16 protein-coding genes are annotated in these 14307 nt (G+C 68.7%); 1 reads left to right on the forward strand and 15 read right to left on the reverse strand.

What is annotated here, in order from left to right; translation table 11 throughout:
• Positions 1-44 precede the first annotated feature (44 nt).
• From tatA to ACIP8W_RS10060, 9 genes are all read right to left on the reverse strand, one after another.
• Positions 45-341 carry a Sec-independent protein translocase subunit TatA gene (gene tatA / locus ACIP8W_RS10020; RefSeq protein WP_401950078.1) on the reverse strand — a complete coding sequence of 99 codons (297 nt, stop codon included), beginning with the start codon at positions 339-341 and terminating at the stop codon, positions 45-47.
• Between the two features lie 231 nt (positions 342-572).
• Positions 573-770 carry a hypothetical protein gene (locus tag ACIP8W_RS10025; protein WP_401950470.1) on the reverse strand — a complete coding sequence of 66 codons (198 nt, stop codon included), beginning with the start codon at positions 768-770 and terminating at the stop codon, positions 573-575.
• Between the two features lie 26 nt (positions 771-796).
• On the reverse strand, positions 797-1057 hold the full coding sequence (locus ACIP8W_RS10030; protein ID WP_401950081.1) for a hypothetical protein: 261 nt from the start codon (positions 1055-1057) through the stop codon (positions 797-799).
• A gap of 98 nt (positions 1058-1155) precedes the next feature.
• Positions 1156-2112, reverse strand: a complete 957-nt coding sequence (locus tag ACIP8W_RS10035) for a helix-turn-helix transcriptional regulator (RefSeq protein WP_401950084.1) — start codon at positions 2110-2112, stop codon at positions 1156-1158.
• Between the two features lie 17 nt (positions 2113-2129).
• Positions 2130-3086 (reverse strand): helix-turn-helix transcriptional regulator, encoded by a 957-nt coding sequence (locus ACIP8W_RS10040; protein WP_401950087.1) that lies wholly within the window; start codon positions 3084-3086, stop codon positions 2130-2132.
• 124 nt (positions 3087-3210) lie between these two features.
• Positions 3211-3579: an FKBP-type peptidyl-prolyl cis-trans isomerase gene (locus ACIP8W_RS10045; RefSeq protein ID WP_401950090.1), complete on the reverse strand. Its 369-nt coding sequence runs from the start codon at positions 3577-3579 to the stop codon at positions 3211-3213.
• 43 nt (positions 3580-3622) lie between these two features.
• Positions 3623-4558 carry an FKBP-type peptidyl-prolyl cis-trans isomerase gene (locus ACIP8W_RS10050; RefSeq protein ID WP_401950092.1) on the reverse strand — a complete coding sequence of 312 codons (936 nt, stop codon included), beginning with the start codon at positions 4556-4558 and terminating at the stop codon, positions 3623-3625.
• Between the two features lie 116 nt (positions 4559-4674).
• Positions 4675-6036: a Pup--protein ligase gene (gene pafA, locus ACIP8W_RS10055; protein ID WP_401950095.1), complete on the reverse strand. Its 1362-nt coding sequence runs from the start codon at positions 6034-6036 to the stop codon at positions 4675-4677.
• A gap of 9 nt (positions 6037-6045) precedes the next feature.
• Entirely contained in the window at positions 6046-7323 is a 1278-nt protein-coding gene (locus tag ACIP8W_RS10060; RefSeq protein WP_401950098.1) for an MFS transporter, read from the reverse strand.
• Between the two features lie 139 nt (positions 7324-7462).
• On the opposite strand from ACIP8W_RS10060, the gene ACIP8W_RS10065 reads away from it, so the two are divergent.
• Positions 7463-8509, forward strand: a complete 1047-nt coding sequence (locus tag ACIP8W_RS10065) for a LacI family DNA-binding transcriptional regulator (protein WP_401950101.1) — start codon at positions 7463-7465, stop codon at positions 8507-8509.
• Positions 8510-8545: 36 nt separating this feature from the next.
• Here ACIP8W_RS10065 and prcA read toward each other — a convergent pair whose 3' ends face one another.
• The 6 genes from prcA to arc all read right to left on the reverse strand — a co-directional run bounded on the left by prcA (position 8546) and on the right by arc (position 14258).
• Positions 8546-9307, reverse strand: a complete 762-nt coding sequence (gene prcA, locus ACIP8W_RS10070; RefSeq protein WP_401950104.1) for a proteasome subunit alpha — start codon at positions 9305-9307, stop codon at positions 8546-8548.
• Between the two features lie 55 nt (positions 9308-9362).
• Positions 9363-10208: a proteasome subunit beta gene (gene prcB / locus ACIP8W_RS10075; RefSeq protein WP_401950107.1), complete on the reverse strand. Its 846-nt coding sequence runs from the start codon at positions 10206-10208 to the stop codon at positions 9363-9365.
• Complete coding sequence (locus ACIP8W_RS10080) at positions 10189-10419, reverse strand: endonuclease domain-containing protein (RefSeq protein WP_401950110.1); 231 nt, start codon at positions 10417-10419, stop codon at positions 10189-10191. The genes prcB and ACIP8W_RS10080 overlap by 20 nt, the downstream gene beginning before the upstream one ends.
• An 8-nt stretch (positions 10420-10427) precedes the next feature.
• Positions 10428-10646: a ubiquitin-like protein Pup gene (locus ACIP8W_RS10085; RefSeq protein WP_401950113.1), complete on the reverse strand. Its 219-nt coding sequence runs from the start codon at positions 10644-10646 to the stop codon at positions 10428-10430.
• 144 nt (positions 10647-10790) lie between these two features.
• Complete coding sequence (dop, locus tag ACIP8W_RS10090; RefSeq protein WP_401950116.1) at positions 10791-12302, reverse strand: depupylase/deamidase Dop; 1512 nt, start codon at positions 12300-12302, stop codon at positions 10791-10793.
• Positions 12303-12491: 189 nt separating this feature from the next.
• The gene (arc, locus tag ACIP8W_RS10095) at positions 12492-14258 is read right to left on the reverse strand and encodes a proteasome ATPase (RefSeq protein WP_401950119.1); all 1767 of its coding nucleotides are present in this window, start codon (positions 14256-14258) and stop codon (positions 12492-12494) included.
• Positions 14259-14307: the final 49 nt, after the last annotated feature.

Consider the following 14307-nt stretch of genomic DNA (forward strand, 5'->3'; position numbering starts at 1 on the left):
TCGTCTCATTACATGCCGTGACACAACAGCACCGGTGTGGTGGGTCAGCTCTGCTGCGCGGTGCGCGTCGGCTCACTGACGGGACGGGCGCTGGTGACATCACCGGGCGCCGCCTGGATGGTCCGCGCGGCGGCCTGCGGCTGCGCGGCTGCGTCGGCCACATGGTCCGTCGCGGGGGCCGCCGCCTCGTCGTCCTTCTTCATCGCCTTGGCCTCGCTCTTGAGGATACGGGCCGACTTGCCGAGCGAACGCGCCATGTCAGGAAGCTTCTTGGCACCGAACAGCAGCACGATAACAGCGATGATCAGAAGGATCTCAAGGGGCTTCAGGTTGCCGATCATGTGGTGACTTCCTTCTCACTGAGGCGGCTGGGGCGGGCGCTGCCCGTGCGGTCCGGACGGGCATCCGGGTCCGTGGTGCTTTCAGCGATCGTAACGCGCAGGCATGAACGCGAGGCAATCCCTGTGCGTACTTCACAGGCAGCCCATACCTGATCAACAGGGCCACGTATCGCAGCGTACCCCGCGACCGGAGCCCTCAGCAGGGGGCCATAAGTCCCAAAGATCCGGGTGCTACCGCAGCGCCTCGCCCGTCGCGGCCAGCCGGGTGGCCGAGCGCTCCAGCTCATCGGCGGCCCGGTTGATCCGCTCCGTGGTGACCGCGATCTGCCGGCCGAGCCGCTGGGCCTCGACGAAGACACGGACCGCCAGGACGCCGAGTACGGCGAGACCGAGGAATCCCAGGGCGATGGCCAGCATGGGCCAGAACATCGACATCGGCAGCGCCTCGAACCGTTCTAGTGGGTGGAGTGGAGGCGCAGCGTCCGTACCCCGCCGCCGGTGAGGAGTTCGATGATGCGCTCCCCGGCGGGCTTGCGTACCGAGGTCTCGCACTCCGGGCAGGTGAAGGAGTAGAAGGTGGTGTTCCGGCTGGCCCCGATCGCCAGGCGCAGCGCGCCGGCGGACAGCTCGAAGGCGGCTCGGCACTCCGGGCACGCCGCCTTGAAGAGGACCGGAACGACTGCCGAGAGACTCGACAGTCCAGACATGGCCGACATTTTTTCCTGATTCTCCCTGTCCTCGTGCTCAGCCGTTCACTCTTGGCCCGCGGTCCACAGCGCGCCCGGGTCCGCCGCGGACCCGGCCCGGACGTGCCTCAGAGCTGATGGTCGTACGCCGCGAGCGCCTCGGCCGCCGAGCGCCGCGCGCTGTCCGCCAGCTCCGGGGGCGAGACGATCCGGCCGTCCCCGCCGAGCCGCAGCGCCAGCCGCCGCAGCGAGGCGGGCGCCGGTGTGCGCAGGGTGATCCGCAGCCCGCCGTCCGGCAGCTCGACCGCGCTGTCGTGCGGGTAGTACTCGGCGACCCACCGGCCACCGGGGCCGACCTCGACCACCACCTCGGGATCCTCGGCGGACGGCTGCACCAGCCCCTCCGACAGATCCCGCAGCTCCAGCTCGGGCGGCGCGGCGGGCGCGTCCAGCAGCCTGATCTCGGCGACCCGGTCCAGCCGGAACGTACGCCGTGCCTCGGAGAGCCTGCACCAGGCCTCCATATAGGTGTGGCCCACGGCGAACAGCCGGATCGGGTCGACCTCGCGCTCCGTCAGCTCGTCGCGCGCGGGCGAGTAGTAGCGCAGCCACAGCCTGCGCCGCTCGGAGATCGCCCGGTCGACCTCGGCGAACACCCCGCCCTCGGACTCGAAGGTCACCGAGAGCCGCGCGCTCGCCCCGGCGGCCTCCCCGGCCGCCGTCTCCAGCTTGGCGGTCGCCCTCAGCAGCGCTTCCCTGTCCCCCTCGCGCAGCCCCGGCAGGGTCGCCACGGCGCGCGCCGCGACCAGCAGGGCCGTCGCCTCGTCGGCGGCGAGCCGCAGCGGCTCGGCGACATCGTCCGGGTTGTGCCACCAGATGCGGTCGCCGTCGGTGTCGATGTCGAGCAGATCGCCGCCGCGGAAGCTGGTCCCGCACATGGGCAGGACGTCGAGGTCCGAGATCAGCTCGTCCTCGCTGATCCCGAACGCGCGCGCCACATCGCTGACACGCGCGCCGGGGCGCTCCCGCAGATAGGTCACCAGCGAGAGCATCCGCCGGGTCTGGTCGATGGCGTTGGCTGCCATGGTTGTACGAGTCCCCCTCAGCCCTTGGCCACGGCGCGCAGCCGGTCCAGGACATCGGCCCGCAGATCCGCGGGCTCCAGTACGACCACGTCCGGGCCGAACTCCACGAGCCAGGCGTCGAGCCCGTGTCCGTACGGGATCTCCAGCTCGTCCCAGCCGTCGCCGAGTTCCCGGGACGACAGCGCCCGGGAGCGCAGCGGATAGCCGCACCCGGAGCGCAGCCTGATCAGCGCGGACCGGGTCGCCGTCTCGCCCGCCCAGCTCTCCACGGTCTCCCGCACGGTGACCACATCGGGTACGGGAGCCCCGAAGACCCCGCTGCGGGAGCGGACCCGGCCGGTGATCCTGGAGAGCCTGAAGACGCGCTCCGCCCCCCGGTCGCGGTCCCAGCCCGCCAGATACCAGTGCCCGCGCCAGCACTCCAACGTCCAGGGCTCGACCTGCCGCTGTTCGGGGCGGGCCGCGTTGGCCTTGCGGTAGTCGAAGACGACGGGGCGCCGGTCCCGGCAGGCGAGCATCAGCGGCTCGAACGCGGCCTCGTGGACCGGGATCCGCGGTTCGAGGGCGCCGTGCTGCGGCTCGTACGAGTCCTCGGCCTCCGGCATCCCGGCGGCGCGCAGCTTCTGGAGGGCGCCGCTCGCCGCGCCCGCCAGCCGGGCCTGCTGCCAGACCTTCGCGGCGAGACCGAGGGCGGCCGCCTCCTCGGCGTCGAGCGTGATCGCGGGCAGCCGGTTGCTGTCACGGCGCGCGAGATAGCCGATGTCGCCGTCGAGGCTCTCCACGGTCTCGATGACCAGCCCGAGTTCGCGCAGATCGTCCTTGTCCCGCTCGAACATCCGGTTGAACGAGTCGTCGGTGCCCGCTTCCAGATATGCCTCGATGGAGCCCCGCAGCTCACGTTTGCTGAGCGGGCGCCGGGTCCCCAGGAGACACAGCGCCAGATTCATCAGTCGCTCGGCCTTGGCAATGGCCATCGACGCCTCGCACCCCTTTTGATCGTCCCGCCTGCGCCCGCTGACCGTACCGCCCCCGGGTCTCGCGGCAAAAGCCGAGGGTCCATGCCGGACGGCATGGACCCTCGGATGTCTCCGGTACGACTCAGACGGCGATCAGGTCGCAGACGAAGATCAGCGTCTCGCCCGGCTCGATGGGGCCCTGGCCGCGGTCCCCGTACGCGAGGTGCGCGGGGATGATCAGCTCACGACGGCCGCCGACCTTCATGCCCTGCACGCCCTGGTCCCAGCCCTTGATGACCTGTCCGGCACCGAGGCGGAACGGAAGCGGCACGCCGCGGTTCCAGGAGGCGTCGAACTCCTCACCGGTGGAGAAGGCCACACCCACGTAGTGCACCTGGACATTGGCTCCGGCCTTGGCCTCGGCGCCGTCGCCCTCCCAGATGTCACGGATCTGGAGATCCTTGGGGGGCTCGCCGCCCGGGAAGTCGACCTCGGGCTTCTCGATGCTCACTGAACTGCTCCTCTAAATGATGAACGGTGCAACCGGGACAGTGTTACACCTTCGCCAGGATGTCCACGGCGAACACCAAAGTGGAGTTCTTCGGGATGCCCTGCTGCTCCTGGTCGCCGAAGGCCTGGTCCGGCGGGACCACGATCAGCACCCGGCTGCCCACCTTCTTGCCGACGATGCCCGACTTGAGCCCCTTCAGCGTGAGCTGCGGCAGCGGGAACGTCGTCGTACGGCCCGTCTTGTACGTCGAGTCGAACTGCTTGGCGTCCTTCCAGAGGTACGCCGCGTAGTTCAGGACGACCGTGTCCGACTCCTTGACGACATCGCCCTTGCTCTCCAGTACGTAGTTGGAGACCAGCTTCTCGGGCGGGGTGCCGTCCTTCGGGATCGTGACCTTCGGCTCCTTGCCGTCGTCGTTGGTTCCGACCACGGGCAGCGCCTTGTCGTCCTGCGGAACGACGGTGCCCTTCGCGGTCGTCGGCACCTGGGTCGCCTTCAGGATGTCGACGACGAAGACCAGCGTGGCATTGGGCTTGATGTCGCCCTGGCCCTGCGCGCCGTACCCGAGGTCCGGCGGGATCCCCAACTCGACGCGGCTACCGACCTTCTGGCCTTCGAGACCCTGGTCCCAGCCCTTGATGACCATGCCCGCGCCGAGGGTCAGGTCGAACGGCGTCTTGCGGTCGAAGCTGTTGTCGAACGGCTTGACCGAGTCCCAGCTCTGGCCCAGGTAGTTGACCTGGATCGCGTCGCCCTTCTTGACCTTCGTCCCGTCACCCTCGCTGAGGACATCGACCGTCAGTTTCTCGGGCGGCTTCCCCTCCCCCTTGTCGAGGGTCGGCTTCTGTCCGAACTTGGCGCCCGCGCTGATCGCGGGGAGCCCGTTCTTGGACGAGGTGGAGTCGGAGCCTCCGTCGCTCCCGCAAGCCGCTGTCAGCAGCAGCGCGGGGACGATGATGAGGCCGGCAAGTCGGCGCACGTGTTCCTCAGATCTCAGACGGCACAGTAGTCGCCCACTCTAAGGCGTGCCGAGGGCCCCGTACGCGATACATACGGGGCCCGGGTGGCATTCCGCCAATAAAGTCACCCGCCGGGTCACATACCGGCGATGAGCTTTTCCACCCGCTCGTCCACGGAACGGAACGGGTCTTTGCAGAGCACGGTGCGCTGCGCCTGGTCATTGAGCTTGAGATGCACCCAGTCGACCGTGAAGTCCCTGCGCTGTTCCTGTGCGCGACGGATGAAATCGCCGCGCAGTCGCGCCCTGGTGGTCTGCGGGGGAACGGACTTGGCCTCGAAGATCTTCATGTCATTGCAGACCCGCGCCGCCTGCCCCCGCTTCTCCAGCAGGTAATAGAGACCACGACGCCGGTGGATGTCGTGGTAGGCGAGGTCTATCTGAGCGACCCTCGGATGCGACATGGTCATGTTGTGCTTGGCTCGATATCGCTCGATGAGCTGATATTTCATGACCCAGTCGATCTCGGTGGAGATCCGGTCGAGATCCTCCGCCTCGATCGCGTCGAGCGTACGGCCCCACAGTTCCAGGACCCGCTCGACGGTGCCGGTGCGGATTCCGCGGCGCTCCACGAAATCCACGGCCTTCTCGTAGTACTCCCGCTGGATCTCCAGCGCGGAGGCCTCCCGGCCGCTCGCCAGCCGCACCTTGCGCTGGCCGGTGAGGTCGTGGCTGACCTCGCGGATCGCCCGGATGGGATTCTCCAGGGTGAGGTCGCGCATCACCGTGCCCGCCTCGATCATGCGCAGGACGAGGTCGGTGGCACCGACCTTGAGCAGCATGGTCGTCTCGGACATGTTGGAGTCGCCGACGATCACATGGAGCCGGCGGTAGCGCTCCGCGTCGGCGTGCGGCTCGTCACGCGTGTTGATGATGGGACGGGAGCGGGTGGTGGCGGAGCTGACCCCCTCCCAGATGTGCTCGGCGCGCTGGCTGGCGCAGTAGACCGCTCCGCGCGGGGTCTGGAGCACCTTGCCCGCGCCGCAGATGAGCTGTCTGGTGACGAGGAAGGGGATGAGGATGTCCGCGAGCCGGGAGAACTCCCCGTGGCGGGCGACGAGATAGTTCTCGTGGCAGCCGTAGGAGTTTCCCGCCGAGTCGGTGTTGTTCTTGAAGAGATAGACGTCGCCCGCGATTCCCTCCTCGTGCAGGCGGCGCTCGGCGTCGACGAGCAGACCTTCGAGAATCCGTTCGCCCCCCTTGTCGTGCGTGATCAGCTCGGGAACGTTGTCGCATTCGGCAGTCGCGTATTCCGGATGCGAACCCACGTCGAGATAGAGGCGGGAGCCGTTCCGCAGGAACACATTGCTGCTGCGGCCCCATGACACAACACGGCGGAAGAGGTAGCGCGCCACTTCGTCAGGTGACAGTCGGCGCTGTCCCCTGAACGTGCACGTGACGCCGTACTCGTTCTCCAGCCCGAAAATGCGGCGGTCCATGTCTGAACATTACGCCTGATGACCTGAGCTGAAACCGGGTTCGACAGCACCGCTTGGATCATTTTCCGGCCGGACCGCGCCATCCGGGGGTACGTCGGGAGCCGCGAGGACCCGCCGGGTCGCCAGCAGGACCAGCAGCGCGACGATGCCACTGGCCCCCGCGACCGCGAAGCCCACCGGGGTGCCGCCCAGTTCGACGGCGGGTCCCGCCGCCGCCGTACCGAACGAGGTGCCGACGCCGAAGGTGGTCACGAGCCAGGAGAACGCCTCGGTGACCGTGCCGCGCGGGGCGTGCCGGTCGACCACGACGAAGGCGCAGGCGAGCGCGGGCGCCAGGAAGACCCCGGCGAGGACGGCGAGCGCGATCATCCCGACGACGCCCGGGGCGAGCGTCAGCGGCAGGTAGCACAGGGCCAGCAGCGCGACGATGGACCGGAGCCTGGACTCGGGGGCACCGGCCCACTGCCGCACCCCGTACACCGCGCCGCCCACCAGCGCGCCGAATCCGAGGGCGGCCATCAGCCAGCCGTACACGGACTCGCGGCCGTGGTCGTCCGCGTAGGCGATGGCCGCGACCGTGATCGAGCCGAGTGCCATGCCGATGAAGAGGAACGCGCCGAGCAGGACGAGCAGCCCGGGTGAGCGCAGCGCGCCGAGCCAGTGCGCCTCGCGGGGCGCGGAGCGCCAGGTCCTGGACGGCTCGGAGAGGACCACGGAGAGCGCCCCGAGCACCCCTGTCGCGTTGATGACGAGCAGCGCCGCGCCCGGGGACCAGAGCGCGACCAGCAGGGTGACGAGCAGCGGGCCGACCGTGAACATGATCTCCTGGGCCACCGCGTCCATCGCGTACGCCCGGTGCACCCGGTCCTCGCCGCCGAGGACGCCCGGCCACAGCGCCCGCAGCCCGCCCTCCAGGGGCGGGGTGAACACCCCGGCGACCGCCACGGCCGTATAGGCGAGCCAGGGCGAGTCCGTCCCCACGACGACGAGCAGCAGCATGCCGAGGGCGGAGACGACGGCGGCGGGCAGCTGCACCCGGGGCTGGCCCCGCAGGTCCACGGCCCGGCCGAGCAGCGGCTGGCCGACGGCCGTACCGATGCCGTAGACCGCCGCGAGCGCGCCCGCGAGGCTGTAGCTGCCGCCGGCCGCCCGGACGAAGAGCACGATGGCGATCGAGGCCGTGGCGTTCGGCAGCCGTCCCACGAGCGTGCCGGTGAGCAGCCGCGCCGCGTACGGCGCCCTGAGGATGTCTCCGTACCCGGTGGTTCCGGTGGTTCCCGCGGCCAATGTCCCGTCCCCCTGCTTCCGTACCCCGGCCCGGCCGAGGTTTTACGTATAACTTCAGGGCCATACGTACCATGAGCGCAGCCCGCGGGTCCACCGCGACGCCTTGCCGCGCGACGGAGAACGACGGAGCACGCCAGCCATGACAGAGCAGTCCGCCAGGCCCACCAGCAGGGACGTGGCACGCGCGGCGGGCGTGTCCCAGGCCACGGTCTCGCTCGTCCTCGGCGACAAATGGCCGGGCCGGGTCTCCGAGCGGACCGCCGGACTCGTCAGGGACACCGCCCGCGCCCTCGGCTACCGTCCCAACCTCGCCGCCCGCAATCTGCGCCTCGGTACGACCAGAACGGCGCTCCTGGTCGTCCCCGCCCTCACCAACGAGTTCTTCGCCCGCGTCTACACCGGCGCCGCCGCGGTCGCCGCCGAACACGGCTTCGGCGTGGTCCTCTACCCCTCCCCCGCCGGGATCGGCCCCGCCAGGGACCCCTTCGCCTCGGCACGGGCCGCGCTGGACGGGGTGATCGCCTCCTCCATGGCCTCCGACGCCCTCGACGCGATCCGGGGCACGGACGGCGCGGACCTGCCCCTGGTGATGCTGGACAGCGACCCGGCCGCCCCGGGCTCCGCCGCCCAGGTCAATCTCGATATCGCCGACGGCATCCGGCAGGTGACGGACCATCTGCTCGGCCTGGGCCACCGCCGGCTGCTGCACCTCGCCTCGGCGGTCCCCTCCTGGACCTTCGACGTACGGACCGATGCCCTGGCCTCGGCGGTACGGAACACGCCGGACGTGACCGTACGGAAGGTCTCCGCGGCCCTGGAGGTCGGCGCGGCCCGGGAGGCCACGGAGCGCGCCCTCGCCGCCCCCGGCCCCCGCCCCACCGCGATCGTCTGCGACGACGACATCCTCGCCGCGGGCGCCTGCAAGGCCGTGCGCAGGCTCGGCCTGCGCGTCCCCGAGGACATCTCCGTCACCGGCTTCGACGACCTCGCCCTCTCCACCGCCCTCGAACCGGAACTGACCACGGTCCAGCTCCCGGCCGAGCAGGTCGGCGAGCGCGGGATGGCGGCGCTGCTGACCGTCCTCGACGGACAACGGCCGAAAACCGCCGATCTGCCGGTCTCCCTGGTGGTCCGTGGCTCCACCGCACCACCGCCCCCGGACACGGCCCGGCCCCGAACCACCTGAGCGATCCGGGGCACCAGCGGGGCCGACAAGCCCTAGCTAGGCGTCGCCCTCCGGCTCCTCGATGTCCGAGGGGGCGTCGGTCGGCGTCGAGGCCGCGCCGTCCGCCTCCAGCAGCCGGGAGAGCTGACGGCCGACGATCCGCTTGAACTTGCGCTGCTGAGGTCTCGTACGGTCCAGGACCGCCACCTCCAGCCGTTCCGCGGGGATCTCCCGCTCACCGCCGTTGGTGTCCCGGGACAGCGCCTGGACCGCCAGCTTCAGCGCCTCCGCCAGCGACATCCCCTCCCGGTGCCGCTGATCCAGGAACGTGCTGATCTGCTCCGAACTGCCACCGACCGCGACCGAACCGTGTTCGTCCACGATCGATCCGTCGTGCGGCAGCCGGTAGATCTGGTCGCCGTCCGGTGTGGCACCCACCTCGGCGACGACCAGCTCCACCTCGTACGGCTTCTCGCCGGCGCTGGAGAAGATGGTGCCGAGCGTCTGGGCGTAGACATTGGCCAGCCCACGGGCGGTCACATCGTCACGGTCATAGGTGTAGCCGCGCAGATCCGCGTAGCGCACACCGCCGATCCGCAGGTTCTCGTACTCGTTGTACTTACCGGCGGCCGCGAAGCCGATCCGGTCGTAGATCTCGCTGAACTTGTGCAGCGCGCGGGACGGGTTCTCGCCGACGAACACGATGCCGTCGGCGTATTGCAGCACAACCAGGCTGCGACCGCGGGCGATGCCCTTACGGGCGTATTCCGCCCGGTCGGCCATGGCCTGCTGGGGTGAGACATAGAACGGCGTCGACACCGGCTATCCGTCCCTTTCTGTCAGTGGCAGGTTCATTCAGAAGAGAGAGGCACCGTCAGAGCAGCGCGGCACGCGGGCCGTCGGGCTGCTCCAGCCGGCGCGCCAGGATCTCGCGGGCCACCTCTGCCGACTCCTCGTCGGAGAGCTTCCGGAAGCCCTCCTCGGTGATGACGTCGACGATCGGATAGATCCGGCGGGCCACATCGGGGCCGCCCGTCGCCGAGTCGTCGTCCGCCGCGTCGTACAGCGCCTGGATGACCAGGGTGACGGCCTGCCGCTCCGTCAGATCCTCCTGGTAGAGCTTCTTCATCGCGTTACGGGCGAAGATCGAACCGGAGCCGGTGGAGGCGTACCCCAGCTCCTCGGAACGGCCGCCCGTGACGTCGTACGAGAAGATGCGGCCCTTCTCGCGCTCCACGTCCCAGCCCGCGAAGAGCGGGACGACCGCCAACCCCTGCATGGCCATGGACAGATTGGACCGGATCATCGCGGAGAGCCGGTTGGCCTTGCCCTCCAGGGAGAGCTGCGCCCCTTCGACCTTCTCGAAGTGCTCCAGCTCCAGCTGGAAGAGCTTGACCATCTCCACGGCGAGCCCCGCCGTGCCCGCGATACCGACCGCCGAGTACTCGTCGGCGGGGAAGACCTTCTCGATATCGCGCTGCGCGATCATGTTCCCCATGGTCGCGCGCCGGTCACCGGCCAGGACCACCCCGCCGGGAAAGGTCACCGCCACGATCGTCGTCCCGTGCGGGGCCTCGATCGCCCCCTGCAGGGGCGGCAGTGAGCGCTTGCCCGGCAGCATGTCCGGCGAGTGGTCGGACAGGAAGTCCATGAACGAGGACGAGCCGGGAGTCAGGAAGGCAGCTGGTAGACGCCCGGTGCTACGAGTGTTGGCTTCCACGCGTTTCCCTCCAGGTATGCGACGGCCCGACGCGGCCGCCGGGATCGTCTCCCGACGGGCCGATGGCCGAGTTGCAGTTGAAGCACAGTACGTCACGGACCCTACCCGCCTGGTGGCAGTGATCCACATGAACTTCGGGAGCGGCCGGACGGATCGCGCGCACGCCCGTACGCGTCGAGTCCGCGCCGTCCCGCACCGCCCCGACGTTCACATCTGTGGCTACTGTCCGCCCTTTTGCACGAATCCTCGGACAAAGTCCTCGGCGTTCTCTTCGAGCACGTCGTCGATCTCGTCCAGAACGGAGTCCACGTCGTCCGACAATTTCTCCTGGCGCTCCTTGAGGTCCTCCGAAACCTGCGCGTCCTGCGCCTGCTCCTCGGTCTGCTCCGTGGAACGCGTCGCCTTCTGCTGTCCGCCGTCGGTGTCCTTGGCCGCCATAACACTCACCCCGCTCGGTTCGCCCCGCTCGATGTGACCTTCGAGATCCGACCCTACAAGGAGGGTCGGACATCGGCCCCGTACTTCCCTCAACCTGGCAGAACGTCCGGGGATCACCTCGATCATTCCCCGGACGGGACCGTTTCAGCCTCCGGAGAGCACCTGGACCAGCTCCTCCGCCGTGCGGCACCGGTCCAGCAGTTCCTTGACGTGGTTGCGGGTACCGCGCAGCGGCTCCAGGGTGGGCACCCGCTGGAGCGAGTCGCGGCCCGGCAGATCGAAGATGACCGAGTCCCAGGAGGCCGCGGCCACATCGTCCGCGTACTGGTCGAGACAGCGGCCCCGGAAGTACGCCCTGGTGTCCTCGGGGGGCTTGGTCCTGGCGCGCTCCACATCCCGCTCGTCGACCAGGCGCTTCATCCGGCCCCGGGCCACCAGCCGGTTGTACAGGCCCTTCTCCGGCCGCACATCGGCGTACTGGAGGTCGACCAGATGCAGCCGCGCCGCGTCCCAGTCCAGGCCGTCCCGGCGGCGGTAGCCCTCCAGGATCTCCTGCTTGGTGATCCAGTCCAGCTCGCCGGACAGGCTCATCGGATCGTTCTCCAGCCGGTTGAGCGTGTCCTCCCAGCGGATCAGGACATCCTTGGTCTGCTCGTCGGCATCCGCCCCGTAGCGCTCCTCGACGTACTTCCTGGCGAGTTCGAAGTACTCCATCTGAAGCTGGACCGCGGTGAGTGTCCGGCCACTGCGGAGCGTGACCAGTCTGCGGAGCGTCGGGTCGTGGCTGACCTGGTGCAGGGTACGGACCGGCTGGTCCACGGCCAGGTCGACGTTGATGAAGCCGTCCTCGATCATGGAGAGCACGAGCGAGGTGGTGCCGAGCTTGAGGTACGTGGAGATCTCCGACAGATTCGCGTCGCCGATGATCACATGCAGTCTGCGGTACTTCTCCGCGTCCGAGTGCGGTTCGTCCCTGGTGTTGATGATGGGACGCTTGAGCGTGGTCTCCAGGCCCACCTCGACCTCGAAGTAGTCCGCCCGCTGGCTGATCTGGAAGCCGTGCTCGTGCCCGTCCTGGCCGATGCCGACCCGGCCCGCGCCCGTGACGACCTGCCGGGAGACGAAGAACGGCGTCAGATGGCGCACGATGTCCGAGAAGGGGGTCTCCCGCTTCATCAGATAGTTCTCGTGCGTGCCGTAGGAGGCGCCCTTGTTGTCGGTGTTGTTCTTGTAGAGATGGATGGGCTGGGCCCCCGGCAGCTGCGCCGCCCGCTCGGCCGCCTCGGCCATGATGCGCTCGCCGGCCTTGTCCCAGAGGACGGCGTCACGCGGGTTGGTGATCTCGGGGGAGCTGTACTCGGGGTGCGCGTGGTCGACGTACAGCCGCGCGCCGTTGGTGAGGATCACATTGGCCAGCCCGATGTCCTCGTCGGTGAGCTGGCTGGAGTCGGCCGTCTCGCGCGCGAGGTCGAAACCCCGGGCGTCCCGCAGCGGGTTCTCCTCCTCGAAGTCCCAGCGGGCCCGCCGCGCCCGGTGCATCGCCGCCGCGTAGGCGTTGACGATCTGGGACGAGGTGAGCATGGCATTGGCGTTCGGGTGACCCGGGACGGAGATGCCGTACTCCGTCTCGATGCCCATTACTCGCCGTACGGTCATGCGGCCCTCCTTGCCCGGCGGCGCTCCGCAACGCCGCGGTACGAAAGAGACTAGAGCGCCTCCGCGCCTGCGGGCAGATCATTTCCGTCATTGGCCTGGTGTGGTGCACGGTGCGGGTCGAAGGGGTGATCAGGTCGGGAAAGCAACGGGCTGCGGACGCCCTTGGGACATCCGCAGCCGGTCCTCGCTCTACAGGTACTGACCGGTGTTGGCCACCGTGTCGATGGAACGTCCGGTGTCCGCGCCCTGCTTTCCGGTCACCAGCGTGCGGATGAATACGATCCGCTCGCCCTTCTTGCCGGAGATACGGGCCCAGTCGTCCGGGTTGGTGGTATTCGGCAGGTCCTCGTTCTCCTTGAACTCGTCCACGCACGCCTGGAGGAGATGGGAGACCCGCAGACCCTTCTGCCGGTGATCGAGAAATGCCTTGATGGCCATTTTCTTGGCCCGGTCGACAATGTTCTGGATCATCGCGCCGGAATTGAAGTCCTTGAAATAGAGGACTTCCTTGTCGCCGTTGGCGTACGTGACCTCCAGGAAGCGGTTCTCCTCGGTCTCCGCGTACATCTGCTCCACGACGGTCTGGATCATTCCGTGTGCCGCGGCTTCCTTGGAGCCGTTGTGCTCGGAGACATCGTCCACGTGCAGCGGCAGGGTCGCCGTGAGGTACTTCGCGAAGATGTCCTTGGCCGCCTCCGCGTCCGGACGCTCGATCTTGATCTTCACATCGAGCCGGCCGGGCCGCAGGATCGCGGGGTCGATCATGTCCTCCCGGTTGGAGGCACCGATGACGATGACGTTCTCCAGGCCCTCCACACCGTCGATCTCCGCCAGCAGCTGGGGGACGATGGTGTTCTCCACGTCCGAGCTGACACCGGATCCACGGGTGCGGAAGAGCGATTCCATCTCGTCGAAGAAGACGATGACGGGGGTGCCCTCACTCGCCTTCTCCCGGGCGCGCTGGAAGACCAGGCGGATATGGCGCTCGGTCTCGCCCACGTACTTGTTGAGCAGCTCCGGGCCCTTGATGTTGAGGAAGTAGCTCTTCCCCGCGGGCTGGCCGGTCACCTCTGCGACCTTCTTGGCAAGGGAGTTGGCCACTGCCTTGGCGATCAGTGTCTTGCCGCAGCCGGGCGGACCGTAGAGCAGGATGCCCTTCGGCGGCCGCAGCTCGTGCTCCTTGAAGAGGTCCGGGTGGAGATACGGAAGCTCGACCGCGTCCCGGATCATCTCGATCTGGCCGCCCAGACCGCCGATCTTCTCGTAGTCGACGTCCGGGACCTCTTCGAGGACCAGCTCCTCGACCTCGCTCTTCGGCACCACTTCGTAGACATAGCCGGAGCGGGGTTCGAGCAGCAGGGCGTCGCCGGGACGGATGGTGATGTCCAGGAGCGGCTCCGCGAGCCGCACCACCCGCTCCTCGTCGGTGTGGCCGACCACCAGGGCGCGCTCGCCGTCCTCCAGGATCTCCTTGAGGGTGACGATGTCCCCGGCGCGCTCGTAGGCCATGGCCTCGACCACGTTGAGCGCCTCGTTGAGCATGACTTCCTGACCGCGCCTGAGCTCTTCGAGCTCGACGCCGGGGCTGACGTTCACCCGGAGCTTGCGGCCCCCGGTGAAAATGTCGGCCGTACCGTCCTCATTCGCCTGCAGGAATACCCCGAAGCCGGCCGGCGGCTGCGCGAGCCGGTCGACTTCCTCCTTGAGGGCCACGATCTGGTCGCGGGCCTCGCGGAGCGTATTGGCGAGCCGCTCGTTCTGCGCGGACACACCCGCCAGGTTGGTCTGCAACTCGACGATCCGCTCTTCGAGAATTCTCGTGTGCCGCGGAGATTCGGCGAGCTTACGTCGCAGGACGGCGATTTCCTGCTCGAGATAGGCAACCTGGCCGGCTGGGTCTTCTGACCCCCGCACGGGCCGGATGCCGCGGTTGATGTCGTCGTCGTGGGCTGCCACGGTCCTCACCTCCTCCAAGGGGAGCTGGACGCTTCCTGACCCTACCTGG

It is taken from the genome of Streptomyces sp. NPDC088554 (assembly GCF_044752945.1).
Classification (GTDB): domain Bacteria; phylum Actinomycetota; class Actinomycetes; order Streptomycetales; family Streptomycetaceae; genus Streptomyces.